At 61.3% G+C, this 25,890-nt stretch carries 28 protein-coding genes; 10 read left to right on the forward strand and 18 right to left on the reverse strand.

Annotation, left to right across the window (positions count from 1 at the left end):
- Nucleotides 1-41 precede the first annotated feature (41 nt).
- From CAF63_RS01375 to CAF63_RS01390, 4 genes are all read right to left on the reverse strand, one after another.
- The gene (locus CAF63_RS01375) at nucleotides 42-959 is read right to left on the reverse strand and encodes a biotin-dependent carboxyltransferase family protein (RefSeq protein ID WP_085683098.1); all 918 of its coding nucleotides are present in this window, start codon (nucleotides 957-959) and stop codon (nucleotides 42-44) included.
- Nucleotides 956-1,660, reverse strand: a complete 705-nt coding sequence (gene pxpB / locus CAF63_RS01380; protein ID WP_085683099.1) for a 5-oxoprolinase subunit PxpB — start codon at nucleotides 1,658-1,660, stop codon at nucleotides 956-958. Before pxpB ends, CAF63_RS01375 begins: the two co-directional genes overlap by 4 nt.
- Nucleotides 1,657-2,409 carry a 5-oxoprolinase subunit PxpA gene (locus CAF63_RS01385; protein WP_085683100.1) on the reverse strand — a complete coding sequence of 251 codons (753 nt, stop codon included), beginning with the start codon at nucleotides 2,407-2,409 and terminating at the stop codon, nucleotides 1,657-1,659. The genes pxpB and CAF63_RS01385 overlap by 4 nt, the downstream gene beginning before the upstream one ends.
- A gap of 61 nt (nucleotides 2,410-2,470) precedes the next feature.
- On the reverse strand, nucleotides 2,471-3,757 hold the full coding sequence (locus CAF63_RS01390) for an MFS transporter (RefSeq protein WP_085683101.1): 1,287 nt from the start codon (nucleotides 3,755-3,757) through the stop codon (nucleotides 2,471-2,473).
- Nucleotides 3,758-3,903: 146 nt separating this feature from the next.
- Between CAF63_RS01390 and CAF63_RS01395 the strand changes: the two genes are divergently transcribed.
- Nucleotides 3,904-4,815, forward strand: coding sequence for a LysR family transcriptional regulator (locus CAF63_RS01395; protein WP_085683102.1), 912 nt, complete (start codon nucleotides 3,904-3,906; stop codon nucleotides 4,813-4,815).
- Between the two features lie 36 nt (nucleotides 4,816-4,851).
- Here CAF63_RS01395 and CAF63_RS01400 read toward each other — a convergent pair whose 3' ends face one another.
- Genes CAF63_RS01400 through CAF63_RS01410 form a run of 3 tightly spaced genes read right to left on the reverse strand, consistent with a single transcriptional unit; the run spans nucleotide 4,852 to nucleotide 6,701 of the window.
- Nucleotides 4,852-5,394: a DUF2937 family protein gene (locus CAF63_RS01400; protein WP_085683103.1), complete on the reverse strand. Its 543-nt coding sequence runs from the start codon at nucleotides 5,392-5,394 to the stop codon at nucleotides 4,852-4,854.
- 13 nt (nucleotides 5,395-5,407) lie between these two features.
- Complete coding sequence (locus CAF63_RS01405; protein ID WP_025110635.1) at nucleotides 5,408-6,184, reverse strand: class II glutamine amidotransferase; 777 nt, start codon at nucleotides 6,182-6,184, stop codon at nucleotides 5,408-5,410.
- A 16-nt stretch (nucleotides 6,185-6,200) separates the two neighbouring features.
- On the reverse strand, nucleotides 6,201-6,701 hold the full coding sequence (locus CAF63_RS01410; protein ID WP_039772625.1) for a hypothetical protein: 501 nt from the start codon (nucleotides 6,699-6,701) through the stop codon (nucleotides 6,201-6,203).
- A gap of 228 nt (nucleotides 6,702-6,929) precedes the next feature.
- Here CAF63_RS01410 and CAF63_RS01415 point away from each other — a divergent pair, with 228 nt between their 5' ends.
- Complete coding sequence (locus CAF63_RS01415; protein WP_085683104.1) at nucleotides 6,930-8,984, forward strand: S9 family peptidase; 2,055 nt, start codon at nucleotides 6,930-6,932, stop codon at nucleotides 8,982-8,984.
- Nucleotides 8,985-9,203: 219 nt separating this feature from the next.
- Entirely contained in the window at nucleotides 9,204-9,677 is a 474-nt protein-coding gene (locus CAF63_RS01420; RefSeq protein ID WP_085683105.1) for a cyclic nucleotide-binding domain-containing protein, read from the forward strand.
- Here the strand turns inward: CAF63_RS01420 and CAF63_RS01425 are convergent.
- Nucleotides 9,674-9,967: a hypothetical protein gene (locus CAF63_RS01425; RefSeq protein ID WP_085683106.1), complete on the reverse strand. Its 294-nt coding sequence runs from the start codon at nucleotides 9,965-9,967 to the stop codon at nucleotides 9,674-9,676. The two genes, CAF63_RS01420 and CAF63_RS01425, sit on opposite strands and share 4 nt — an antisense overlap.
- Before the next feature lie 79 nt (nucleotides 9,968-10,046).
- On the opposite strand from CAF63_RS01425, the gene CAF63_RS01430 reads away from it, so the two are divergent.
- The 4 genes from CAF63_RS01430 to CAF63_RS01445 all read left to right on the forward strand — a co-directional run bounded on the left by CAF63_RS01430 (nucleotide 10,047) and on the right by CAF63_RS01445 (nucleotide 12,293).
- The gene (locus tag CAF63_RS01430) at nucleotides 10,047-10,733 is read left to right on the forward strand and encodes a hypothetical protein (RefSeq protein ID WP_011332930.1); all 687 of its coding nucleotides are present in this window, start codon (nucleotides 10,047-10,049) and stop codon (nucleotides 10,731-10,733) included.
- 49 nt (nucleotides 10,734-10,782) lie between these two features.
- Complete coding sequence (locus CAF63_RS01435; protein WP_007944009.1) at nucleotides 10,783-11,154, forward strand: YajD family HNH nuclease; 372 nt, start codon at nucleotides 10,783-10,785, stop codon at nucleotides 11,152-11,154.
- A 209-nt stretch (nucleotides 11,155-11,363) separates the two neighbouring features.
- The gene (locus CAF63_RS01440) at nucleotides 11,364-11,834 is read left to right on the forward strand and encodes an RNA methyltransferase (RefSeq protein ID WP_007958066.1); all 471 of its coding nucleotides are present in this window, start codon (nucleotides 11,364-11,366) and stop codon (nucleotides 11,832-11,834) included.
- Nucleotides 11,835-11,915: 81 nt separating this feature from the next.
- Nucleotides 11,916-12,293 (forward strand): DUF2892 domain-containing protein, encoded by a 378-nt coding sequence (locus tag CAF63_RS01445; RefSeq protein WP_085683107.1) that lies wholly within the window; start codon nucleotides 11,916-11,918, stop codon nucleotides 12,291-12,293.
- 134 nt (nucleotides 12,294-12,427) lie between these two features.
- Here CAF63_RS01445 and CAF63_RS01450 read toward each other — a convergent pair whose 3' ends face one another.
- Nucleotides 12,428-13,657 (reverse strand): hypothetical protein, encoded by a 1,230-nt coding sequence (locus tag CAF63_RS01450; protein ID WP_085683108.1) that lies wholly within the window; start codon nucleotides 13,655-13,657, stop codon nucleotides 12,428-12,430.
- Between the two features lie 20 nt (nucleotides 13,658-13,677).
- Entirely contained in the window at nucleotides 13,678-14,127 is a 450-nt protein-coding gene (locus tag CAF63_RS01455; RefSeq protein WP_085683109.1) for a YcgN family cysteine cluster protein, read from the reverse strand.
- 279 nt (nucleotides 14,128-14,406) lie between these two features.
- On the opposite strand from CAF63_RS01455, the gene CAF63_RS01460 reads away from it, so the two are divergent.
- Nucleotides 14,407-15,000, forward strand: a complete 594-nt coding sequence (locus CAF63_RS01460) for a nitroreductase family protein (RefSeq protein WP_085683110.1) — start codon at nucleotides 14,407-14,409, stop codon at nucleotides 14,998-15,000.
- 126 nt (nucleotides 15,001-15,126) lie between these two features.
- Here CAF63_RS01460 and CAF63_RS01465 read toward each other — a convergent pair whose 3' ends face one another.
- From CAF63_RS01465 to CAF63_RS01480, 4 genes are all read right to left on the reverse strand, one after another.
- Entirely contained in the window at nucleotides 15,127-16,059 is a 933-nt protein-coding gene (locus CAF63_RS01465) for a D-2-hydroxyacid dehydrogenase (protein WP_085683111.1), read from the reverse strand.
- 106 nt (nucleotides 16,060-16,165) lie between these two features.
- Nucleotides 16,166-16,459, reverse strand: coding sequence for a YcgL domain-containing protein (locus tag CAF63_RS01470; protein WP_085683112.1), 294 nt, complete (start codon nucleotides 16,457-16,459; stop codon nucleotides 16,166-16,168).
- Nucleotides 16,456-17,589, reverse strand: coding sequence for a ribonuclease D (rnd, locus tag CAF63_RS01475; RefSeq protein ID WP_085683113.1), 1,134 nt, complete (start codon nucleotides 17,587-17,589; stop codon nucleotides 16,456-16,458). The genes CAF63_RS01470 and rnd overlap by 4 nt, the downstream gene beginning before the upstream one ends.
- A 130-nt stretch (nucleotides 17,590-17,719) precedes the next feature.
- The gene (locus tag CAF63_RS01480; RefSeq protein ID WP_085683114.1) at nucleotides 17,720-19,369 is read right to left on the reverse strand and encodes a phosphoethanolamine transferase; all 1,650 of its coding nucleotides are present in this window, start codon (nucleotides 19,367-19,369) and stop codon (nucleotides 17,720-17,722) included.
- Between the two features lie 297 nt (nucleotides 19,370-19,666).
- Between CAF63_RS01480 and CAF63_RS01485 the strand changes: the two genes are divergently transcribed.
- Nucleotides 19,667-20,851: a cyanate transporter gene (locus CAF63_RS01485; RefSeq protein ID WP_085683115.1), complete on the forward strand. Its 1,185-nt coding sequence runs from the start codon at nucleotides 19,667-19,669 to the stop codon at nucleotides 20,849-20,851.
- Between the two features lie 209 nt (nucleotides 20,852-21,060).
- Nucleotides 21,061-21,996 (forward strand): LysR family transcriptional regulator, encoded by a 936-nt coding sequence (locus CAF63_RS01490; RefSeq protein WP_085683116.1) that lies wholly within the window; start codon nucleotides 21,061-21,063, stop codon nucleotides 21,994-21,996.
- Nucleotides 21,997-21,999: 3 nt separating this feature from the next.
- Here the strand turns inward: CAF63_RS01490 and CAF63_RS01495 are convergent, their stop codons facing one another.
- From CAF63_RS01495 to CAF63_RS01510, 4 genes are all read right to left on the reverse strand, one after another.
- Nucleotides 22,000-22,365, reverse strand: coding sequence for a 5-carboxymethyl-2-hydroxymuconate Delta-isomerase (locus CAF63_RS01495; RefSeq protein ID WP_085683117.1), 366 nt, complete (start codon nucleotides 22,363-22,365; stop codon nucleotides 22,000-22,002).
- Between the two features lie 57 nt (nucleotides 22,366-22,422).
- The gene (locus tag CAF63_RS01500; RefSeq protein WP_085683118.1) at nucleotides 22,423-23,349 is read right to left on the reverse strand and encodes a LysR substrate-binding domain-containing protein; all 927 of its coding nucleotides are present in this window, start codon (nucleotides 23,347-23,349) and stop codon (nucleotides 22,423-22,425) included.
- A gap of 72 nt (nucleotides 23,350-23,421) precedes the next feature.
- On the reverse strand, nucleotides 23,422-25,518 hold the full coding sequence (locus CAF63_RS01505; protein WP_085683119.1) for a DUF6311 domain-containing protein: 2,097 nt from the start codon (nucleotides 25,516-25,518) through the stop codon (nucleotides 23,422-23,424).
- Nucleotides 25,515-25,877, reverse strand: coding sequence for a GtrA family protein (locus CAF63_RS01510; RefSeq protein WP_256574476.1), 363 nt, complete (start codon nucleotides 25,875-25,877; stop codon nucleotides 25,515-25,517). The genes CAF63_RS01505 and CAF63_RS01510 overlap by 4 nt, the downstream gene beginning before the upstream one ends.
- Nucleotides 25,878-25,890 lie beyond the last annotated feature (13 nt).

Here is a 25,890-nt window from a genome sequence, read left to right on the forward strand (position 1 = left end):
CATGGGAACGATCAAACGCAGACGGTTCGACGTGGGAACGATCAAGTAAATCGCTGTAGATATTCGATGTGCTCCCGGTGCGCCACGTCCTGCACCACCGGGCGCAACCTGACCTTCGCCCCCGGCAGACACTGTGCCAGACGCGCCAGTGCCAACGGCGTCAACGCGCCCAGTCGCGGATAACCGCCAATGGTCTGCCGATCATTGAGCAACACGATCGGCTGTCCGTCCGGCGGCACCTGCACCGCGCCCAGCGGAATGCCCTCGGAAATCATCGGCTTGCCCTGATACTGCAACGCCGTCCCCAACAGGCGGATGCCCATGCGATCAGCACGGCTGTCCAGCGTCCAGGCACTGTTGAAGACATCGAACAGGCTCTGCCCGCTGAACTGACCGATCTGCGCGCCGAGTACCAGATCGAGCGGCGCGTCGAGGCGCAGGTCCGGTAGATGCTGTGCCGGAACGTCACGCACCAATAGGGTTTCGCCCTGATAACTCAGCGAGGCGCCCTTGGCCAACGGCAAGCCAAAACCATCGAGACCACCCAGTTCCTCACGGATCACCGTGGCACTGCTGCCCAGCACTTTCGGCGCGTTGAAACCGCCGGGCGCTGCCAGATAGGCCCGCGCCCCGAGCAACGGCTGGGTGAACTTCAAGGTCTGTCCTTTGCGCAGTTTGAAACTGCGCCACGGCGCCAGCACTTCACCGTCGATCTGTGCGCCAAGATCGGCGCCGGCCAATGCCAGCAAGCAATCTTCTTCAGCCACCACCGTAAACCCGCCGAGGGTGATTTCAATTACCGGCAAGTCCAGGTCATTGCCCAGCAGCCAGTTGGCCCAGGCCATCGACCGCCAGTCCGCCGCGCCGCCCTGGGTCACGCCCAGATGGCGCACGCCAAACCGCCCGGCGTCCTGTAACAGGCACAGCGGCGTACTCGCCTCAATTGTCAGTCGGCTCATGCCAAGGCCTCCAGAGGCGTGTCGTCACCGCCAAGACGGATGAATTCGGCGTGGCTCACTGCTTCGAAACGCACGGTATCGCCGGGCTGCATCAGGCTGTAGCCATCGCGCTCACGGTCGAACAGTTTTGCCGGCGTGCGACCGATCAGGTTCCAGCCACCGGGAGACACCACCGGATACGCGGCCGTCTGCCGCTCGGCGATGCCGACGCTGCCGGCGGCGACTTTCTTGCGTGGGGTATTCAGACGCGGTGCGGCGAGAACCTCTTCCACCAAACCCATGAAGGCAAAACCCGGTGCAAAACCGAGCGCGAACACCTGATATTCCCGAGCGCTGTGACGGCGGATCACTTCTTCCACCGACAAACCGCTGCGTTGCGACAGCAAGCTCAATTCCGGGCCGACACTCAGGTCGTACCACACCGGCAACACGTGACACTGGCCGCCGGTACGCGCATTCGGCGACAGGTCGATCAGTGCTTCGGCGATCAATTCCCGGGCCTGATTCGGGCTCAACGCGGTCAGGTCGTAATGCACCATCAACGTGGTGTACGACGGCACCAGATCGATCAGATGTTCACCGAACACCGTGCGCAGCCGCTCACTGGCGGCGAGCATCCACGGCATGTTGGCTTCGGCGATTTCATCGAACAGGCGCAGCATCAGGCAATCCAGCGCCACCACTTCCACCCGCGGATTCATGGTGCGCTCTGCTCGTTCAGGGCCTGACGAATGCGCTGCACGGCTGCCACTGAACTGGCGTTGTCACCATGCACGCACAGCGTGTTGGCTTGCAGATGCAGCGCGCTGCCGTCGCTGGCGGTGAGGTTGTCGCCACGGGCGATGGTCAGCGCTTGCCCGATGATGGTTTCGGAATCGTGGTGCACCGCGCCCGGCAGCTGCCGCGAGACCAGTCGGCCGGCGCTGTCGTAGGCGCGGTCGGCGAAGGCTTCGAACCACAGGGTCACGCCGTATTCATCGCCGAGCTGTTGCGCGGCCGTGTTGTCGCGGGTGGCCATCAGCATCAGCGGCAAGCTGCGGTCGTAAGCCGCGACAGCCTGAATCACCGCCCGCAACTGCGCCGGGTTGGCCATCATGTCGTTGTACATCGCGCCGTGGGGTTTGACGTAACTGACTTTGCCACCCTGGGCGCGGCAAATGCCGTCCAGGGCCCCGATCTGGTAATGCAGGATGTCTTGCAGTTCCTGGGCGGTGTAGGCCATGGAACGTCGGCCGAACCCCACCAGATCCTGATAGGCCGGATGCGCGCCGATCTGCACGCCATGACTGAGGGCCAGGCTGACGGTCTTGCGCATGATGCTCGGGTCGCCGGCGTGGAAACCGCAGGCAATGTTGGCGCAGTCGATGAAGGGCATGACTTCCGCGTCCAGACCCATGGTCCAGCTGCCGAAGCTCTCGCCGATGTCACAGTTCAATAGCAGGCGGCTCACGGTGAACACTCCTGTAGCTGTTGTCTTTTTATGCTGTAGGACAGTTGTCGCAGGTTATCAGTTACTGCGCGTCCAGTTGTTTGCCACGGGTTTCCGGCAGGCTCAACGCCGCGAGAATCACCACGCCGTAGGACACTGCCGCAAAGGCACCGATGCCTACACTCAGCGGCACTTTCTGGCTGAGCAGTCCGATCAACAGCGGGAACAACGCCGCCAGCGCCCGGCCGATGTTGTAACAGAAGCCCTGCCCCGAGCCGCGAATCCGCGTCGGGAACAATTCGGTGAGAAACGCGCCCATGCCACTGAAAATCCCCGAGGCAAAGAAGCCCAACGGGAAGCCCAGCCACAGCATCACGCCGTTGCTGACCGGCAATTGGGTGTAGAGCAGAACGATGGTGAACGAGCCGACCGCGAACAGAATGAAGTTCTTCTTGCGGCCCAACAGGTCGGTCAAATAGGCGCTGATCACATAACCGGCGTAGGAACCGATGATCACCATCGCCAGATAACCGCCGGTGCCGAGTACGCTCAAGCCGCGTTCGTTCTTCAGAAAAGTCGGCAGCCAGGAGGTGATCGCGTAGTAACCGCCGAGGGCGCCGGTGGTCAGCAGCGAGGCACGAATCGTGGTGAAGAGCATGCCGGGGGCGAAGATCTCGTAGAACTTCGACGGACTGTCCGGAGTTTGCCTGGCCTTGGCTTCGCGATAGATCTCCGGGTCTTTCACCAGGCGGCGGACGAAAATCACGAACACCGCCGGCACGATGCCAAGGATGAACAGTGCGCGCCAGGCGTCTTCCGGCGGCAACACCGAGAACAGCAGCGCATAGAGAATCGCCGTCAGGCCCCAACCCAAGGCCCAGCCGGATTGCACCATGCCCACCGCTTTGCCACGGTCCTTGGCGCGAATCACTTCACCGATCAGCACCGCGCCGGCAGTCCATTCACCGCCGAAACCGAAGCCCATCAGGGTACGGGCGATCAGCAGTTGCTCGTAGTTCTGGGCGAAACCGCAAAGGAAAGTGAAGAAGGCAAACCACAGCACCGTCAGTTGCAAAGTACGCACGCGGCCGATGCGGTCGGAGAGAATCCCCGCCACCCAGCCGCCGATGGCCGAGGCGATCAGGGTGCTGGTGTGAATCAGGCCGGCTTCTCCGGTGGTGATGCCCCACATCGCAATCAGGGTCGGCACCACGAAGCTGAGCATCTGGGTGTCCATGCCGTCCAGACCGTAGCCGATCTTGCAGCTCCAGAAGGTCCGGCGCTCCTGCTGATTGATGTTGCGATACCAGTCGAACGGGCCGGGACGGGCCGCAGTTTTGGGGAGGTCGAGGGTGTCGGGCGCACTCATGGCATGTCTCCGCAGGCTTTTATTGGTCTTGTTCGAAGCTCCGACGACGCCTATCGTGGGAACCGGATGCGTCGATTCTTGGGTGCGTCACCCGGTCGCGTCCAACGAATAAAAACCCGCCCAAGACATAAGAAAAATTTGTTGCCATGAACCTGAAGTTTCTCGAAACCTTCGTCTGGGTCGCCCGGCTGAAAAGTTTTCGCCTGACCGCCGACAAGCTGTTCACCACCCAGGCCTCGATCTCCAGCCGGATCGCGGTGCTCGAAGGCGAGCTCGGGGTGAAGCTGTTCCTGCGTGATTCACGCGGCGTCAGCCTGACGCCCGAAGGTTTGAAAGTGCTGGACTATGCCGAGCAGATGCTCGACACGATGCAGGCGCTCAAGCAGTCGATCGAGACCCGTTCGAGCAAGGTCGGCCAGGTACGGATCGGGGTGATGGACACGGTGATTCACACCTGGCTCAGCCCGCTGGTGGCGCAGATGACCGATCTGTACCCTCGGGTGGAAATCGAACTGGTGGCGGATACCTCGCTGAACCTCTGCGATCAGCTGCAAAAAGGCTTTCTCGATCTGATTCTGCAAACCGATCTGGTGCGCCAGGAAAGTGTGCGCAGCCTGGAACTCGCCAGCCACCCTATCGGCTGGATCGTCGCCAGCAACTCGATCTACAACCGCGACTACGCAAACCTCGCCGACCTGGCGCAGGAGCGGATCATCACCTACTCGAAAAACTCCCGGCCACATCAGGACATCCTGGCGCTGATGCAGGCCCAGGGTGTGCTGGCGCCACGCTTGAACTGTGTGAATTCGGTGTCGGCGATCACCCGGCTGTTGCGCGACGGATTCGGCATTGGCGCGTTGCCGCCAGTGCTGGTGGCCGAGGAACTGGCGCGGGGCGAACTGACCCTGCTCGACATCGAACAGCGCCCGCCGAATCTGCAGGTGGTGGTGTCGTGGCGAGTCGGTGTGGAATGGGTCGAGGAGATCGTGACGCTGTGTCAGCAGGTGCTGGAGGGATACGCGCGCAAGGTAGGTACGGATTACATTGTTCTAAGTTGATCGTTCCCACGCTCTGCGTGGGAACGATCATGGAGCTCAGAGCCCGCGCACATCCCGGTCTTCGATCGGCCTGCTCTGGCGCAGGCGCTTGCCGCCCAGCACCACCCAGTCGATCAGACGGAACAGGCATTCAAGACCAAACGACAGCAGCAACGCGCCGCTCATGCCCCAGATCATCGCCTCAGGCGTCAGCAGGATCTGGTAGCTGTAGCCGTTCCAGGTTTCCTTGCGGATGTCCGGGTCGGCGGCCAGCACCACTTGCAGGAAGCGGATGTACCACGGGCCCTGCATCGCCTGAAATTGCTTGTCCAGCGCCAGCTGACGGTTGAGCAAGGCGCTCAGGCTGTCGGCATCGCTGCGAAACACCGGGTCCTCGCTGGCGCGATAGTGGGCGACCAGTGCCTGGATATCACCTTTGAAGAACTGCTCGGCGGTGCCCTGGAAACCGCGCAGACCGGTCTGCGCCTCGATCAGGTGCGCTTCGACCCGCTTGGCGTAATCGTTGATGAAGCCTGGCACCTGGACACCGATCAACAGGCCCGCCGCAAACAACACCAGCCGTAGATAACTGAGCAACATGGGGGTGCAATCCTTATTCGGTCGTGCCTTGGCTGACGCATTCGCCGCGTCGCCACAGGCTCCATTGGCCCGGTTCGTAGCGGGTCCAGGTTTCGTTTTCGGTCAAGGGTTCGGTGGCAATCACCGTGACCACGTCGTTGGGCGTGGTTTCGGCCTGGAAATCGACGATCACATCGACATCCTTGAGCCGCGCCGGGCCAAACGGGGCGCGTCGGGTGATCTGCGCCAGTTTGGTCGAGCAATAGCAGAACAGCCAGTCGCCGTCGCTGAGCAGGCAGTTGAACACGCCTTTGCTGCGGTATTCGGCACAAGCCGCGACCAGATCCGGCAGCAGCACTTCTATATCGACCGGTTCCGGAAACGCTGCACGTACGCGGTTGAGCAAATCGCAGAACGCCGCCTCGCTGTCGGTATCGCCGACCGGGCGGTAGAAACTCTTGATCGGGGTGAAATCGGCGAGCTGGCCGTTGTGCGCGAAGCACCAGTTGCGTCCCCACAGTTCGCGGACGAACGGATGGGTGTTGGACAGGCAGACCTTGCCGACGTTGGCCTGACGGATATGACCGATGACCACTTCGCTCTTGATCGGATAGCGCTGCACCAGGTTCGCCACTTCCGACTCGCTGCTGGCCGCCGGGTCCTGGAACAGACGCAGCCCACGACCTTCGTAGAAGGCAATGCCCCAGCCATCTCGGTGCGGCCCGGTGCGACCGCCGCGCTGCATCAGCCCGGTGAAGCTGAACACGATGTCGGTCGGCACGTTGGCACTCATGCCCAGTAATTCACACATGTGCGGACTCTCGTGATTACAGACGCGGCTCGACCCGCATGCGCTGCGGGTTGCTCGGCACTGGCGGGCGACCATAGCGGTCATCGCCGGCGCCACCGAACGGTTGATCGGCGTCCCGCTCGTCATCGGCCCGGGCCGCTGCGCGGGCGGCTTCAGCCTGTTCTCGGCGGGCCTTGGAGGCGCGTTCGATCGGCAGGCGGATCAGCACAAAAATCAGGTACAGGCCGAACGCGATCATGGCGTACATGAGCAGTTCGGAAATCGCACGCCAGGCGTTGTTGCCGACCTTGAACGCCAGATCCAGCGCGGTGATGGCGATGGCCGGGGCGAATTTTTCCTTCACCGGGTCAATGATGGTCGGGCTGAACAGCAACACCGCCATCAATACACGCAGCGGCTCGCGCAGCCAGCGCCACATCCAGCGGGTCATGCGCATCCACACCAGCAGGCAGCCCACGGCGGCAAAGGCGTAAAGGCCCCAGGCGATCAGATAGTCGTTCTCGGTCATGGTGTCCATGGCAAGGCAGGCAAAGAGGCGCTTATAGTAACGACTTTTCGCACGTCAGGCTTGTCCCAATGCCAGTCGGTCAGCCCCGGACATTGTGGGAGCGAGTTTGGTCCGGCGGCGATCCGACGAAGAGTCCGTCAGATTCAACACTATTATTGACTGAGCCTCCGCTTTCGCGAGCAAGCTCGCTCCCACAGGTTGCGAAACCCTATTCCGTTATATTTTCGAGAGCTTTCCATGCCCGTATCCGCCAACGTCAGCAGCGCCCCGATTGCCCACAAGGCTGCCGGTCACGACCCGTACGCCTGGCTGCAGGAACGCGACACCGACGCGGTGCTCGACTACCTCAAGGCTGAAAACGACTATCAGCAGGCACAGACCGCCGATCAAGCCGAACTGCGCGAAACCCTGTTCGAGGAGATCAAGGGCCGGATCCTCGAAACCGATCTGTCCCTCCCCTCGCCATGGGGCCCGTACCTGTATTACACCCGCACCACAGCGGGTGACGAATATGCCCGTCACTATCGTTGCCCGCGCCCGGCCGACGACAGCCTGACCCTCGATGAAAGCCGCGAACAGCTGCTGCTCGACCCGAACGCACTGGCCAACGGCGGCTTTTTCTCCCTCGGCGCGTTCAGCATCAGCCCGGATCACCAGCGTCTGGCCTACAGCGTCGACGCCTCGGGCGATGAGATTTACACGCTGTTCGTGAAGGAATTATCCAGCGACCGCGTCAGCGAACTGGAATTCCAGGACTGCGACGGCAGCATGACCTGGGCCAATGACAGCCTGACGCTGTTCTTCGGTGTGCTCGACGACACTCATCGCCCGCATAAATTGTTCCGCTATCGCCTGGACGGCACTGCCGCCGAAGAAGTATTCCACGAGCCGGACGGGCGTTTCTTCCTGCATTGCTACCGCGCCAGCTCCGAGCAGCAATTGCTGTTGTCGCTGGGCAGCAAGACCACCAGCGAAGTCTGGGCGCTGGACGCCAATCAGCCGCAGCAGCCGTTCACTTGCCTGGCGCCACGGGTCGAGAATCACGAATACGACGTCGACCACGGCAAGCTCGATGGCGAATGGACCTGGTTCATCCGCACCAACCGCGACGGCATCAACTTCGCCCTGTATCAGGCGCCGGACACCGGTATCGTACCGAGCGAAGCCGACTGGCAGAACCTGATCCCGCACAGCTATTCGGTGATGCTCGATGGCGTGACCCTCAATGCCGAAGCCTTGACCCTGAGCCTGCGCGAAGGTGGTCTGCCGATCATTGAAGTTCGCCCACACGGTCTGGCGCCTTATCGCGTGCAATTGCCGGACGCGGCCTACAGCCTCTACGTGCAAAACAGCCTGGAATTCGAAAGCGACCGCATTCGCCTGCGCTATGAAGCGCTGAACCGTCCGGCTCAGGTTCGGCAACTGATTCTCGCCACCGGCGAACAGACCGTCCTCAAGGAAACCCCGGTGCTCGGTCCGTTCGACGCCGACGCCTACGTCAGCCAACGCCTGTGGGCCACTGCGCCGGACGGCACCCAGGTGCCGATCAGTGTGGTGATGAAACGGGAAATGGTCGGCAAAGCGGTGCCGCTGTATCTGTATGGTTACGGTGCCTACGGTTCGAGCCTTGATCCGTGGTTCTCCCACGCTCGCCTGAGCCTGCTGGATCGCGGCATGGCGTTCGCCATCGCCCACGTGCGTGGCGGCGGTGAACTGGGCGAAGCCTGGTACCGCGCCGGCAAGCAGGAGCACAAGCACAACACCTTCAGCGACTTCATTGCCTGCGCCGAATTCCTGATCCTCAACGGCATCACCACCGCGCCACAACTGGCGATCAGCGGCGGCAGCGCCGGTGGCTTGCTGATCGGTGCGGTGCTCAACCAACGTCCGGATCTGTTCGGCGTGGCGATTGCCGAAGTGCCGTTCGTCGATGTGCTCAACACCATGCTCGACCCGGATCTGCCGCTGACCGTCACTGAATACGACGAGTGGGGCAATCCCGAAGAGCCGGAGGTCTACGAGCGGATCAAGGCCTACGCGCCGTACGAAAACGTCACCGCGCAGGCGTATCCCGCAACGCTGGTGATCGCCGGCTACAACGACAGCCGCGTGCAGTACTGGGAAGCAGCCAAGTGGGTAGCGAAGTTGCGCGCGACCAAGACCGATGACAATCCATTGCTGCTCAAGACCGAACTGGGCGCCGGCCACGGCGGGATGAGCGGGCGTTATCAGGGATTACGTGACGTAGCGCTCGAATATGCATTTGTTTTCAAGGTTCTGGGCATTGCCTGAGGAACTCCGCCGGTCACTTGGGTCTTAATTCCAGACCCCGGCGGTCGATACACCACAGATCCCATTGTGGGAGCGAGCTTGCTCCGGGCGGCGATCCGACGAAGGCGTCAGGTCAGTGGAGACTGATATTGGCTGATCCACCGCATTCGCAAGCAAGCTCGCTCCCACAACGATCCGTGTAGTGCCTGCAACCTGTGAAAACAAAAAGACTGTGACGACATGTCAGAACCCACTCTACTGAACAACGAAATCCGCGACTGGCTGATGGACTGCGGCCTGTTCGATCAATTGCAACTGGCGGATTTTGCCGCTGCCTCGGGCTACTTCAGCATCAGCACCGTGACTGAAGGCGAAGCGATCTTTCGCGAAGGCGATGCCGGCAGTTTCATGTGCATCATTCACACCGGCCAGGTGGCCGTGCAGAAAACCGGCGGCGACGGCCAGGTCGTGACCATGGCTACCCTGCGCAGCGGTCGCGCATTCGGCGAAATGGCGGTGCTGGATGGCGAACGCCGCTCGGCAACCTGCGTCGCGGCGAGCAACTGTCAGTTGCTCAACCTCGGCAAGGACTCACTGGAAAAAATGCTCAACGACGCGCCGAAGATCGCCGCCAAGATCATCCGTGCCCTCGCCGTATCCCTCTCCAAACGCCTGCGCATGGCTGACGGCCAACTCGCCGCCCAGCAGATCTAGCCTCCCGGGGATTTGGGTTTGTTGTCGTTCTGTTCCAGACCCGGCAATGGCTGATCCTTGGTCGGCGGACTGGGCATTTCGATCGGCACCAACGGTGGGCCACCGCTGCCGGGGCCGGTCCTGGGAATGGGTGCAGGGTTGATCTGCGGATACGGCGTCGGCGTCGCGGTGCCGGGCGAACCGGGCGACCCGGCTGGCGGCATCGGGTTGACGGGAATCGTCTGTTGCGCCTGTACGGCAGTTATCGAGAGCGCGGCCAGGGTAATGACCGTTAGAATGGTGCGCTTCATCAAGGGCTCCGTTGGCCTGAAGTCTGCCTTCAGGCTACTCCCAACGCGCCGCCTTGCCTTCCCCCCTGTAGAGATTTCCATGAAACGTTTCGTTCTGCTCGACACCACGCCGATCCCTGACAACGGCGGCGCCCTGTGCCTGTTCGAGTATGGCGAAGACTTCGTCATCAAGATCCAGGGCGGCGATGGCGGCCAATTGATGAACACCCGCATGCATGGCTCCGAAGACGCGCTGGCCGAGATCCCGTGCCGCAAGGTCGCCGGCCGGCCGAACTCGCGCGTGCTGATCGGCGGCCTGGGCATGGGCTTCACCCTCGCCTCCGCGCTCAAGCATCTGGGCAAGAGCGCCGAAGTGGTAGTCGCCGAACTGGTGCCCGGTGTGGTCGAGTGGAATCGCGGCCCGCTCGGTGAAAAGTCCGGACGTCCGTTGCTCGACCCGCGCACGGTGATCCGTCAGGAAGACGTGGCCAAGGTGCTGCAAAGCGAGCCGAACGGCTTCGACGCGATCATGCTCGACGTCGACAACGGCCCCGAAGGCCTGACCCAGAAGGCCAACAGCTGGCTGTATTCCGCCGCAGGCCTGGCCGCGTGCGCCAAGGCGATGCGACCCAAGGGCGTGCTGGCGGTGTGGTCGGCCAGCGCCGACCGGCAGTTTTCCGACAAACTGAAGAAGGCCGGCTTCAAGGCCGAGGAAGTCCAGGTCTTCGCCCACGGCAACAAGGGCACGCGCCACACGATCTGGATTGCCGAGAAGCTCAAGGGCTGAGCTAAACTTGCCTCATAACCGTCATTAGTCTTTCTACAAAGGTGAACCCATGAGTTCGTCCACCCCGACCAACACTTCGAAGCTGGATCGCATTCTCGCCGACAACCAGCGTGACAAGGAAATGGGCTACCGCGACAAGGCCCTGAAGATGTACCCGCACGTGTGCGGCCGCTGCGCCCGTGAGTTTTCCGGCAAGCGCCTGAGCGAACTGACCGTGCACCACCGCGACCACAACCACGACAACAACCCGCAGGACGGTTCCAACTGGGAGCTGCTGTGCCTGTACTGCCACGACAACGAACACTCGCGCTACACCGACCAGCAGTACTTCGGCGAAGGCTCGCTGAGCACGCCGAAAATCGCCAAGGCCACACATAATCCGTTTGCTGCCCTGGCCGGGTTGATGAAGAAAGAAGACTGAAGATCTTCATTGGCCACACCGGCCTCTTCGCGGGCAAGCCCGCTCCCACAGGTTTCTCTGGTGTACTCAGAATTTGTGAACGATAGAGATCACTGTGGGAGCTAGCTTGCTAGCGATGGCGGTGTCTCGGACACCACCAATCTCAAACTGAACACCCCTCCCCCAATCCCCGTATAATCGCCCTCTTTTTTCCCGAAGGCACCCCGCTCGTGGCAGACAAACGGTACAGCTGCATTGGTTTGTATAATCCCAAATCACCGGAAAACGTCGGTTCGGTGATGCGCGCCGCAGGCTGCTACGGCGTGTCGACCGTGTTCTACACCGGCAAGCGCTATGAGCGCGCCGCCGACTTCGTGACCGACACCAAGCGCGTGCACTACGACATCCCGCTGATCGGCATCGACGACCTGAAAAAGATCCTGCCGCTGAACTGCGTCCCGGTCGCCGTGGAACTGGTCGACGGCGCCCGCCCGCTGCCGGAATACACCCACCCCGATCGAGCCCTGTACATCTTCGGCCCCGAAGATGGTTCGCTGGATCAGGAGATCCGCGACTGGTGCGAAGACGTCGTGTACATCCCGACCACCGGTTGCATGAACCTCGCCGCCACGGTCAACGTCGTGCTTTACGACCGCATGGCCAAAGGCCTGAACACCCGCTCCGGGCCGAAATTCCGCTGAAACACCGCACATCCGATGGAACGAGCTGACCGCCTGCGCAGTCAGCTTGTTTATCGATTACTCATTGCCTGGAGAAAGATCATGACCGAGCTCAAACGCGTCGAGCGTATCGAATCCACCCCGTTCCAGAGCCGTTCCGAGCAGAACGTCGAAGGCTGGGAGCGCATCGGCTCGCTGGCCGGCGGCGTGATCATGGTCGGCAAGGGCCTGCGCCGTGGCGGCGTATTCGGGCTGATTCAGGTGGCGATTGGCGGCGTGGCCATGGCCCGCGGCATCACCGGTCACAGCTCGGTGAAAAGCCTGCTGGAGAAAAGCCGTCAGGACATGAACAACGTGCGGGCAAAGATCGAGCGGGCCGGCGACGAGCTGAGCAAGCTCAAAGCCAATGCCGAAGCGGCGACCAACACCGCCACGGTGACCGGCAATGATTCGGTGAAATCGCCGAAAGCCGGGGTTTGATCCTGAACTTGCGGTGAAGCTTCTGGCCTCTTCGTCGGATCGCCGCCCGGAGCAAGCCCGCTCCCACATTCAACCGCGCTCCGTCAGCTGTAATGCGATCAAATGTGGGAGCGGGCTTGCTCGCGAAGGCGGTATTACTGCAGTAATGCGGTATCGAGGACCTTGGACGACTCGCCGAGAATGCTTTCGGCGAGTTGCACGAACTCTTTGGTGTCCACCGTCCCCAGATGCATCGCCCCGCGCAGCACATCATCCAGCGAACGCTTGTTGCGTGTCTTCAGACGAATCTCGCCGTCCAGCTCCTGTAACAGCAGCACCGCTTTCGACACCTGCGTCGGGCTGATCTGCTCGCCGCGCAGGGTCGTGACCTTCTGGCTGTCCTTCACGAGTTTCGCCTGCAACGCCTGATAACGCTCGTCGCTCATGCCCCCCGCACGGCGCACCAGTTCGATGGCGTAATACTCGGCAAACCCTTCGCTGATCCAGTCGCTGCGCTGCTCGTCGTTGATCCGTCCGAACACCTGCGCCAACTCGCGCACCAGCGCGCTGCTGCCGCTTTCGCTGACCAGCGGCAAGCGCGAGTTGAGGTAGATCGACTCCCGCGCCGCCAGGCTGCCGCGCCACATCGGATCGTTGGCGCCGACAATCAGCAACTTGGTCGGATGACGGGGAAACACCGCCTGCACCTGCGGCCAGACAAACGTCAGCAGCGTCAGCACATCCATCCGGCGCATGCCCTGCCCTTGCGGCGAGGCCACGGTGACTTCGGTCTCGCCCAGCCGCGTGCGGCGGCTGCCGAGGTGGCCGGCGAGCATCCAGCCGGTCGGGCGGTCGAACAGGCGGGACGGATTATCGATGCGGAATTTGTTCTTGCCGATGCGCGGCCAGGCGGTTTCGACGCTTTTCCAGCCGTCGGGCAATTCGAAGTGCAGGCGTGCGACCAGTTCGATGCCGTCCTGTTGATCGAGCCTGGCTGGCGGCACCAGTTCATCGCCGCGCATCAGCGCCCAGGTCGGGGTCATGCGCGTGTCGAAACTGCCGTTCTTGCGACCATGGCTGATGCGCACGCGGTAGGTCAGGCTGGCCTTGTCCGCCGTCGGGCGCCAGACCCCGCGCGCCGGTTTGCCCGGCGTCAGTTGCCACTGGCCGTCGGCCTTGAAATCGCTGTAGCGGCTGCCATCGCCAAGGTCGAAATCCAGGCTGCGCACCGCTTCGCCCTTGGCGAGGGTCATGCGTACTTCGGCCTGATCGCTCTGCGGCAGCAGGCGTACCTGATAATCCAGATCGGCTTTCTTCGCCGCCCACACCGGCGCACTCAGCGCCAGCAGCGTGACGATCAGCGCCCGGCGCAATCCCGTCGCCATACCTGCTCCTTGGTCAATCGTTAACCTGCGCGGAAAATCAGGTGATCTTCCCAATCGTCTTCCGGAACGCTGCCTTCGGCGAGCATGCGCCCGGACTGGGAAATCCGTTCGTGGTGCACCGCGTCGCGATCACCACAGACCAGGTGATGCCATAGCGGCAGATCCTTGCCTTCGCTGACCAGCCGATAACCGCAGGTCGGCGGCAGCCATTTGAATTGTTCGGCCTGGCCCGGGGTGAGCTGGATGCAGTCCGGGACAAATTTCATGCGGTTCGGGTAATCGCTGCACTGGCAGGTTTTCAGGTCCAGCAGTTTGCAGGCGATACGCGTGTAATAGACGCTGTTGTCTTCTTCATCCTCGAGCTTCTGCAGGCAGCACAGACCGCATCCGTCGCACAGCGATTCCCATTCCTCGTGATCGAGTTGATCGAGGGTTTTGCGTATCCAGAACGGTTCGACTTTGGCGGCCATGGCTCAAGCATCAACATCAGGTGGTGAAAAGGTCGCCAGTCTAGTGCCCAAGGCCCCGTGATCCAAGCGCTGGCGACTGCCGGTTGTGCGGGGCTTGTCAGTTTTTGCGCGGCCAAGTAGCTTTGCCGGTCTCACCAAGCCTTTGCCGGATGCCATTAACGCTCGACCGCGTTGCACCCGGTGAACTGCAGGCTTGCGCCACGACCCCATCGTTCAGCCCAACTGATCCCGCCGGGTTTCGCTTCCAACCTGTCATCAAACGTAGCAAGGAATCTCTCGATGAGTGCCAACCCTCGCGTTGCCGAATACGCCATCCACCCGCAGTTCACCGATCGCTGGTCGCCCCGCGCCTTTACCGGCGAAGCAATTTCCGAGGAAACCCTGCTGAGCTTCTTCGAAGCCGCACGCTGGGCGCCGTCGGCGTACAACTCGCAGCCGTGGCGTTTTCTCTACGCCCGTCGCGACACGCCGAACTGGGAGCGTTATCTGGGCCTGCTCAACGAATTCAACCGCAGCTGGGCACAGCATGCGTCGGCGCTGGTGATCGTGATTTCGAAAACCACCTTCACCGCACCGGGCGCGACCGAGGAAACGCCAGCGCTGTGGCACACCTTCGACACCGGTTCCGCGTGGGGGCATCTGGCGCTGCAAGCGAGCCTGAGCGGCTGGCACACCCACGGCATGGCCGGCTTCGATCAGGAGCTGACCCGCAAGGAGCTGAACATTCCAGAAGGTTATGCGCTGCACGCCGCCGTTGCGGTGGGCAAGCTGGGTGACAAGGCAACCCTGGCGGAATACCTGCAAGCACGGGAAACACCGAGCCCGCGTCGTCCGCTGAGCGAGCTGGCGGCTGAAGGCGATTTCACCCTCTAAGCCACACTGCAAAACGAACTGTGGGAGCGGGCTTGCTCGCGAAGAGGGCTTACCAGTCGACGACTTGGCTGACTGATAAACCGCTTTCGCGAGCAAGCCCGCTCCCACATTTTTCACTGCGGTGAATCAGTAACCGCGTGCGAAATCCACTTCCCCGCGCAGCGCTTCACCCGCCTGATACGCCCGCAAGTTATCCAGAAACAACTGCACCATCATCGGCGGCGAGGTCGGCGCCGAGCTGTGCCCGGTCAGCAGCAAGCCCCACGCGGTCCAGAACGGGTGCCGTTGTGGCAGCGGCTCCTGACGGCAAACGTCGATCACCGCACCGGCCAGATGGCCTTCCTTCAACGCTTCGACCAGATCTGCATCGACCACCGCCACACCGCGCCCGGCGTTGATGAACAACCCGGTCGGCTTGAATTGCTTGAACAGCGCCGCGTCGTAAATGTCGTGAGTGTGCTCAGTGTTGGGCAGCAGATTGACCACGTAATCCGCCTCGCCCACCAGACGCGGCAAGTCCGCCATCGAACCGACTTCGGCAAACGGCGCCTGCTCGCGGGCGCTGCTGGCGATGCCGTACAACTCGACGCCGAACGGCAGCAGGAACTGCGCCACGCTCTGGCCGATATCACCGGTGCCGACGATCAGCACCTTGCGCCCGACCAGACTCTGGCCGGTGCGGTTGTCCCATTTGCGCTCGACCTGGCTGACCAGTCGTGCCAGCACTTCACGCTCGTGCCCGAGCATGTAGGTCAGCACGTATTCAGCCATGACCTGACCGAAAATGCCGACCGCCCGGGTCAACCGATAATCCCGGCGCAGGCCGTCGGCCAGCAGCGGCGTGATCCCGGCCCAGGTCGATTGCAGCCATTGTGGCTGGTGGCCCTGACGCAACAGGGTCGCCAGCAGATCCGGCTGGCCCAGCCAAACCGGGCAATCGACGGCCTGGCGGGCCAGTTCGGCGGAGTCGCCGCTGGTCAGCACTTCAAGCTCCGGGGCCGCCTGACGCAGCAGTCGGGCGTATATCGCGTGGTCGTGTTCAGCAATCAGAACGCGCATCTTCAAACCTTTCGCAAACCGTGCAGGCGGCCGTCCACTTCGTGGCAGCCGTCGCCGTAAAAACCGTTCCAGGGGTTACAAGAGGCCCAGGACAGGGCCTCGCGGATCAGACCGGGTCGTTGCGTCGCAGCAACTCTTCCGGCAAGTGCTCGATGTACTCTTCCTCGGCCGGCGGCATTTGCAGGTGGTAGCCCTGCTTGTCGAGGTTTTCCAGGACCACGGCGATATCTTCGCTGGCCAGCTTGCGCTCGGGAGTCAGTACCAGATCGAAGGAATGCTTCGCCTTGCCGAACGCCGCCATCAGAGCTTCCGGCACGCGCTCCAGCGCGTCGCTCTTGAGCACGTACAGGTACATGCCGCTTTTCTTCGAACTTTGATAAATGGAACAAATACGTTTCAAGGCTGTTCTCCGGCGGTGGCCAGGCTGTCGAGCAGCTTCTGGCCCATCAACTCGCGGCGCCAGCCACGCAGCGAATCAGGCAATTGGTAAGGGCCCTCGGGGAAGCCGCTTTTGACCAGCGCTTCGAGGGTTTTCTTGCGCAGCATCAGTTCCGGCGCGATGCCCAGACGCTCAGCTTCGGCCTGACCGAGCGCCCGCAGCTGTTTGATCAGTGCGGCGGCTTCGATCGGCAATGGCTCCGGCACAGCTGGCGGCCATTGATCAGGCCCCACACTGCCAGAGCGCTTGATCAGATCAAGCAGAAACTCGCCGTCCTGACGCACGGTACGCGGGTGCATGTCTTCGATCTTGCCCAGCGCGCTGAGGTTGTCCGGTTGGGTCCGGGCCAGCGGCCACAGCGAGTGTTCACGCACGATGCGATTGCGCGGCAGATCGCGGGCACGGGCCTCGCGTTCACGCCAGGCGCAGAGTTCGCGCAGTACGGCGAGTTGGGCGCGGGAAAGTTTCCACGCCAGTTTGGCCTCGCGGTACACCTCGTACGGATCGGTCTCGCGGCGCAGGTTGGCGACCAGCTCGGCGCCGTCCTCCAGCACCCAGGCGAATTTGTCGTCAGACAGTTTGGGTCGCAGCTCGACAAAAACCTCCGCCAGATGCACCGCGTCTTCGGCGGCATAGCTGATTTGCGTGTCGGACAACGGACGCTGCAACCAGTCGGATCGGGTTTCGCCCTTCGGCAGTTCGATGCCGAGCACTTCCTGCACCAGACGCGAATAGCCCATCGAGAACCCGAGGTTCAGGTAGGCAGCGGCCAGTTGGGTGTCGAACAGCGGTGCCGGCAGGCTGCCGGTCAGGCGCAGCAGGACTTCGAGGTCTTCGCTGCAGGCGTGCAGGACTTTGAGCACCGCCGGGTTTTCCAGCAACGCGGCCAAGGGTTGCCAGGCGTTGATGGTCAGCGGGTCGATCAGGTAGGCGCGTTTGCCGTCGCCGACCTGCAACAGGCCGGCAATCGGGTAGAAGGTGTCGACCCGCATGAATTCGGTGTCGAGGGCAACGAACGGCAGCTGCTGCCACTCGGCGCAAAACTGCGCGAGGCTATCGTTGTCGCGAATCCAGTGAATATCGATGGCCACACGGCTCTCCCTTCAAGAATGGCGCGCAGTATATATCGCCACCGGCGCTTTCCGCGCCTCTACAGGGCAAGAGCTTGATGAAATCTCCTGCCTGAAGGAAAGAATAGTCTTACAGAGTGAGTCTGCCGGCTCAGTCCTTGGCCAACACCCCGTCGATCACCGCACCCCGGCAGCCGGCAAACATGTCCAGATCCGGCTGGTAGACCTTGCTCTGCACTTCCAGCAGACCGAGCATCGAATGGAACAGGTTGTCCTGGCTCAGTGGCTTGTCGCGGCTCATTTGCAGGCAATGTGTGTCGACCGAGTAGGACTTCTGATAGCTGTCGGAGAACCACGCCAGCATCGCCACGTGTTTCTGCTGCTCCGGCGCCAGCATGTACGGCGTGCCGTGGAGGAACAGGTTGTACTCGCCCAGGGATTCGCCGTGGTCAGACAGGTACAGCATGGCGGTATCAACCTTGTCCTGATTGCTGCGCAGCACATCGATCAGGCTCGACAAAACATGGTCGGTGTACACCAGCGTGTTGTCGTAGCCGTTGACGATGCTCTCGCGGCTGCAATTGTTCAGCGCGTTGCTTTCACACACCGGAGTGAAATGCTCGTACTCCTTGGGATAGCGCTTGAAGTACTCCGGGCCGTGGCTGCCCATCTGATGCAGGACCAGCACGGTGTCCTTGTCCAGGTGGTCGATGAAGCTTTGCAGGCCTTGCAGCAGGATTTCGTCGCGGCATTCGCTGTTGGCGCACAGTGCCGGGTCTTTCAGGTTGCTGACATCCTGCAGGGTGACGCGATCGCAGGTGCCCTTGCAGCCGGACTGGTTGTCGCGCCAGATCACGTCGATCCCGGCACGTTTGAGCACGTCCAGCAGCCCTTCCTCATTCTTCGCCTTGCTGGCGTCGTAATCCTTGCGGCCCATGTTGGAGAACATGCACGGCACCGACACGGCGGTTTCCGTGCCGCAGGAATGCACGTCGGTGAAGGCGATCAGGCCAGCTTCCTTGTCCAGTTTCGGTGTGGTGTCGCGGCCATAACCGAGGATGCCGAAGTTTTCCGCCCGGGCACTTTCCCCCACCACCAGCACTGTCAGGGATTTACGCTGATGGTTCTGCACGGCGGCGTTACGCTGGGCATCCTCGCCAATCTTGACGAACGGTTGCTGCGCCGAAGCAACCTGCTCCCGCAGATACCCGGCCGACGCGCCGATGTAGTTGCTCGGCACCAGCATCAAGCGAATTTCGTGGTGATTGCGAAACAGCGAGGACAACCCTTGATAATTAGCCAGCGCAACGCCGCCAATGACCGCGACCGACGCGACACTTACCACAACTTTGCTTAATAACTCGCGATGCCAGCGACGATAGTTGACTGGAACTTTCCACAACAACCAGGACGGCAAGACACCCAAAAACAAGATATAAGCCAGCAACTTAAAAGAAAGCAGGTCGCGAACTTCGGTGGCATTGGTTTCGGCAAAGTTCCGAAACATGCCGGCATCGATCATTACACCGTATTGGCTCATGAAATAAGCCACGCCGGCGCTGACCATGAACAACAACGTCAACACCGGTTTCAACACGGGTCGAAACGCCAGCAACGTCAGCACGATGTTATACGCCGCGAAGATCATCACCCCGAACGCAATACGCATGGCAATGCCCTTGCCGTCCGCAGTGGTGATGTCGAACAGATGTTGCCAGAGAACGAAATTGAATCCGGTCAAAAGAAAGGCGCTGGCAAACAACGTCACCCATTCCGGGCGCACGGCTTTTAACTTGAACATGGCGAGGGGCTATTTCCTTGAAAGAAGTGCCATCGTCAATTGTGAAAATTTCATTGACTCAGACAACACAAACTTTAAGCAGGCAACCATCAATTTTTTGTGAAAAAGAAGCCAACGATTAGTTGGCCCGTAAAATAACCGTGAAACTTGCAGAGTATTTGAGAATGGTTCAGCTGTGGTTCAGTCGCGGGCGACGAGGTGCCGTATCGAATTTCTCGATAACGCTCCCGACTTTCTGATTTGCCGCCCCGCTCGCCTGCCCGCCTAATCAACCGCCTCTGGTTCAAAGGTCTGAAGATGGAAAACGTTCGCGCCACTGCCCGCCCCGCTGTCTGGCTGATGCTCGGCATCATCCTGGTCGCCCTCAACCTGCGCCCATCAATGGCGGCGGTCGGGCCCTTGCTCTCGGCCATTCGCGGCGATATGGCGCTGAGTTTCAGTCTCGCAGCGCTGCTGACCCTGCTGCCGGTGATGGCGATGGGGCTGGCGATGTTTTTCGGCATGGCGGTCAGCCAGCGCCTCGGTGAACAGCGCACGGTACTGCTATCGTTGCTGATCATTGGCGTGGCAACGTTTTCGCGGTTGTTTCTCGACTCGGCGGGCGGCTTGATCGCCAGCGCCGTGCTGGCCGGGATCGGCATTGCCCTGATCCAGGCCCTGATGCCCGCGCTGATCAAATCGCGGTTTCCCGACAACGTGGCGCTGTGCATGGGTCTTTACGTCACTTCGATCATGGGCGGCGCGGCGCTGACCGCTTCGCTCGCACCGTGGGTGATGATGCAAACCGGCAACTGGCGGGCGGGGCTGGCGGTCTGGGCGGTTTTGGCATTGCTCGCCATTCCTGTGTGGTGGGCAACCCGAACTACGTCACCGGACGTCACCCAATCTGTTATCAGAAAAGAAACCTTCTTCACAAATTCCCGCGCCTGGCTGCTCGCGATCTTCTTCGGTCTCGGCACCGCGTCCTACACCTGCGTGCTCGCCTGGCTGGCGCCGTACTACGTGGAAAAGGGCTGGAGCGAACAAAATGCCGGCCTGATGCTGGGGTTTCTGACGGCCGTGGAGGTGATTTCCGGGCTGGTGGTGCCGGCCATTGCCAATCGCAGCCGTGACCGACGCCTGGTGCTTGGCGCCCTGCTCGGCCTGATCATCACCGGATTCCTGGGGCTGATCCTCAACCCGCAGCACCTGAGCCTGTTGTGGCCCTGCCTGCTCGGTCTGGGCATCGGCGGGTTGTTTCCGATGAGCCTGATCGTATCCCTCGATCACCTCGACGAACCACAACGCGCCGGCGGGCTGACCGCATTCGTACAAGGCATCGGCTACCTGATTGCCGGGCTGTCGCCCCTGATGGCCGGGGTGGTTCGCGATCAGTTGGGCAGCTTCGAGTGGGCTTGGTGGTCACTGACGGCGGTGATGGCGCTCATGCTGTTGATGGTGCTTCGTTTCAACCCGCGGCATTACGCCCGGCACATCGGCTGATCGGGCGAATGGCAGGCCGACCCGTCTGGATAAAGGCTTCTGGCCACCTTTTCCGTGGTTGATTGTGTACGTCGTGTTACTAAAACTTTCTGTCCCACAACTGACCGTGAAAAGTCCTACAGGGCTTTCTCCTGGCACCATCGTTCCGTTACGATCATGCGCACACGTTTGCGCGGATTCGGCGCAAGGAGCACAGCGAGACAGAACGGATGCTGAACAGTAACTTGCTTAGAAAGCTCGACATGCAGGATCTCATGGTGTTTGTCGCCGTGTATGAGCAAAGCAGCGTCACCGACGTGTCGGAGGCGCTGTTCGTCAGTCAGTCCACCGTCAGTTACTGCCTGAAAAAACTGCGCACCAGCTTCGAAGACGATTTGTTCGTCAACACCCGCACGGGCATGCGTCCGACCTACAAGGCCAGCAGCATGTATGGCCATGTGCAGAAAATCCTCGAAAGCATCAACCTTTGCCACGCCGGCGCCCCGACCTTCGACCCGATGGCGCAACCGGTGACCTTCAACATCTGCGCCCCGGAATACTTCGAGCAACTGATCCTGCCGCGAATGTTGAAGCGCTTCGACTTCGATGACTTGCCGGTGATGGTCAACATGCACAAGTTCGAAACCGACGTGCCGGTCGATGAGTTGCGCGATGGTAGCCTCGATCTGGTGATCTGCTTCGGCCCGCACTTTCATCGCAGCCACGCCGACCTGAAATCACGCATGCTGCTGGAAGATGACCTGGTCTGCGTCTTCGACAAACGCGCCACACCGCTGGAGCCGCGCCTGAGCCTGCAAGCTTTCACCGAACGTCGACATGTGTTCCCTACACCGTGGACGTCGACCACCAACATGGTCGATGGCTGGCTGGCGCGCCAGGCACAGAAACGCCAGATCGTCGCCCGCTCCAACAGTTACAGCGCGGCGTTGAAGATGATCACCGGCACCGATTTCATCCTCACCCTGCCCCGGCGGATCCAGCGTTTGCTGACCAACGACGCCGTGTTCAACCACTGCGAGGCGCCGAACGGCTTGCCGGGTTTCACCCTTGACATGCAGTGGAGCCACAACGTCGATCAGGACAGCGCCAACCTCTGGCTGCGCGAGCAGGTCATCAAGACCTGCGCGGAGCTGGAGGCAGCCTGAGTCTTACACGCCGATGGCGACTTTGCTGTAGGACTCGCGGTCGATATCGAGCAGTTCCACGCTCAACTGCACTTCGACACCGACCGGCCATTCGCACAGGTCCTGCAGCACCGCCAACAGGTTTTGCGAGAGTTGTTTCTTGATCTCCGGGGAACGACCGCTGAGCAGCGCCAGCCTCACCGCGACAAAGGCGCGCTCGTTCATGGCGGTGCCGACCTTGAAGGTTTCAACCTTGAGCGCACGGCTCTTGATATCGAACTCCGCCGCGAACTGACCGGAACCCACCAGCGTGTTATTGAGCCGGATCAACGCCACGTCGGCGTTCAGTTGCGGCAGGTTGGCGGTGTATTCCAGGTGCAAGTGTGGCATCTCGGTGCTCCAGTGGTTCGGCGGAAAGGTCGTACATATAACACAGCAACGCCTGACTCACGCCAGCGACGACATCACCGGCCGCTCACTCATGAATTGCTCCAGCCGCGAACGCAGCCAGCGCTCGGCCGGGTCACTGTCGACGTGGCTGAGCCAGACCATCGAGAGATCGAGGGTCGGCGTCTTGAACGGGAAAGGCTCCTTGAACAAGAACCCGGAAGCGGCCATGGCTTCGGCGGTGTAGTCCGGCAGGCTGGCGATCAGATCGGTGCCGGCCAGCAGCGCCGGCAACGAACTGTATTGCGGCACCGACAACACCACCTGACGGGTGCGACCGATGTCCGCCAGCCACTCATCGGCATAGCCACTGACATTGGCGGTGTGGGAAACCAGCACGTGAGGGCGTGCGCAATATTCATCGAGGGTCAGCGGCGTGTCGGATTTGTCGGCGCGCAGGATGCTCGGCTGAATGTGCCGCAGCAGTTTGCGCTTTGCGTTGGCCGGCAGGCCACGGGTCTGGCTGATGCCGACGGTGATATCGCCGGCGGCCAGCAGATCGGGAATCCGCCAGTAATCGACGTGCTGCACCACGAACACCACGCTCGGCGCCTCTTGGCGCAAGGCGCGCAACAGCGGCGGCAGCAGACCGAATTCGACGTCATCCGACAGGCCGATGCGAAAAGTCATGGTGCTGACGGCAGGATCGAAATCGCGAGTCAGGCTCAGCGCCACCGACAGCGAGTCGAGCGCAGGCTTGAGATGACGATAGATGTCTTCGGCGCGGGCGGTCGGCTCCATGCGATGGCCGACGCGGATGAACAACGGATCGTTGAGCATGGTGCGCAGACGGTTGAGCGCCGAACTGATGGTCGGCTGGCCGAGAAACAGCTTCTCGGCGGCCCGGGTCACGTTGCGTTCGAGCATCAACGTCTCGAACACCACCATCAGGTTGATGTCGGCCTTGCGTAGTTCATTGCGGTTCATCCATTGCCCCCCGTTCCCCAGATGGCGGCAGTGTAGAAAGGCCTTGGGGGCGGCGTCCATCGAAACGGCGTGTCATTGCACCGTCAAGGTCTTCAGCCCGAGGCCCATGATCCGCGAATCGTCGTTGATACCCAGCTGTCTAGGGCTGGCGGCATCCGGCAGCTGCAATTCGATGTCGAGCCGGTCATCGTTCCCGAGGCGCTGGCTAAGCTGGGCGCTGATCGGGATTTCCAGGCGATTGCCTTGAAACTGCGTCAAACGGGTCTCCAGTACCTGTTGGCCGTTCAGACTGACGATCACCCGCTGGCCGGGGTGGCCGGGCTGAATGAATGCCAAGGCGTCGATCAGGATCGAATTCGCCGGCGGCAACACCCGCAATTCGATCTTCGCCTGTTGCCCTTCCGTCCACGTCCCCCAGCTTTCCGGCGTCGACCAGCCGCTGGCCAGTTGTCGGTTTCGATAATTGAAGGTCAGCGCTTGCCCCGAGCGAGTGAGCGGGATCAGTGACATCCGCCGCCCCTCATCCTGCATGGACAGACACTGCGCACACCGCTTCCAGCCCGGCGCCAGCACCGCCACCCCATCCACGCGCGTCAGCAGATCGGTTTCACTGTTGATGGTTCTGGCGACATCGACCAGAGCATCGTCGTCCAGGAGGTACAAAGAGTCTGCGTCGTACTGCCCCGAATCGAGCATCGCGCGAGCTTTCTGCTGTGCCCGCGCCAGCGCTGAAGTGCTCATGCGTCCCAGATACACCGCATCGGTTTTCATCCCGTGGGTCGCTGCGAAACCGGCGATCATCTGCCAGCGCTCCCCCTGATTCTGTGGCATCAGGCTGCGGACATTGGCATAACGCGTAGCGGCATTTGCCCAGAATGGATCAGTCAGCGGGCTGGCCCATTCCGACGAAGACGCCACCTGTTTTCCCTGTCGCAGCCCCATCCAGCCGTTGCGGGTATCGGCGATCTGAATCAGCAGCGCCACCGCAAGAAGACCGATGGCGATACGCGGTCGATAACCGCGCACCACCAGAAAAATCGCAGCCAGGATGCAGACGTACAGAACCGGCCAGAACATCCGGCCCGAAGCACGAAAAATATTGGCCAACGCGATGAGACTTTTCGGCAACGGATAATCGAGGTTCAACGCCCCGATGCCGATCTGATTCGACAGCGCGAACAGCCATAAGCCGATCAAGGCCATCAACAGCCATGGACGTGCGCGCACTTGATCTTTCAAGGCCTGGCGATCTCGAAACCAAGCCAGCAACGCCAGCGGCACCAATACCAGAACGCCCAGGCCAAGGTAGTTGAAACCCTCGTAATCCCCGTCCCCCTCCGGCAGATCAGGCAGGATCAATGACCAGCCGGCCGGGTCGACGGGCGACAACAGGTTCATCCGGTACAAACCAAAACCACCGGATGCCGCGCCATCGGCAATGCTGAAGTACCCGGCCTGCCAGCAACACACGCTCACCAGCGCGAAAAGCATGCCCCCTTCGATCAGCCCCTGACGCCGGGTCATTGTCTGATTGAACGTCTTGCCCAGAAGATCCGCCACCCAGATCAGCGCAACCATGGCCAGCAGGTAGGCATGCACCCAAGCCGTCGCCGCCAGCAAAGCTCCCCAGGCGAGGCGCCGTCGACGCAGATTTGGCAGCAGCGCAAGGTAAAGCGCAGCCAGGATCAGGAAATGGCCCGCCAGTGAAAGGTGGCCGCCCATGCGCAAGAACATCGCTGGTGAGAACACCAGCAGCCCGGCGCCCAGTAGTCGGATCAAGGGATTGGCCGTAATCAGCCCGAGCAGTTTCCAGCCAAACCAGGCTTGCAGGATGCAGCATGCCAGCAGCCACAACCCGAAATACTGAAAGGTGTCCGGCAACCACGCACTGAACGGTTTGAACAACAACGCCAGCAGTGGATTGGAGTCGGAAAAAATGATCGCGCTACCCAGCTCCAGTCCGTAATTCGGGTTGAGCCCGAGAGGAAATGTCCAAGGCGAATGCCGGAAAAATTCCCAGCCAAGATAATGTGTCGCCGGATCGCCCTGCTCCAGCCAGGCGATGTTCTGCGGGTTCAGCGCCTGCGGCCCGACCACCACAAAGAACACCAGCACACCCAATAACAACGGCAACAGAAATAGAGCCGGATGCTCGCGTGAATCCTTCATCGATACGTCCAGAAGTTATGCAGTACGAACGTGAACGCCGGAATCGTCAGCGCCACGGCACCGATACCCGCCAGATAGTGCAACCCGGCCATTTGTGCCGCCCAGGCCACGAACATCGCCAACAGAAATCCGCCCGCCGAAACCAGCATGAAACGCAGCAAGGTTTTACCGTGCAGTCGGGCCGAAAAGCTCCAGGTGGTGTTGATCACGTAGGACACCACCGTCGCCACGGCAAAGGCTACGCCGTTGGCCAGGGGCGGCTGGTGGCTGACGAAGTTGATGAACAGTATCGCCACCAGCGCATGCAGCGCCGTGACGAACAGACCGGTCACAGCGAAGCGCAAGCCGCGCTGAATCAACGCAGCTCTCTCG

It is taken from the genome of Pseudomonas sp. B20(2017), assembly GCF_002113125.1.
Taxonomy (GTDB): Bacteria; Pseudomonadota; Gammaproteobacteria; order Pseudomonadales; family Pseudomonadaceae; genus Aquipseudomonas.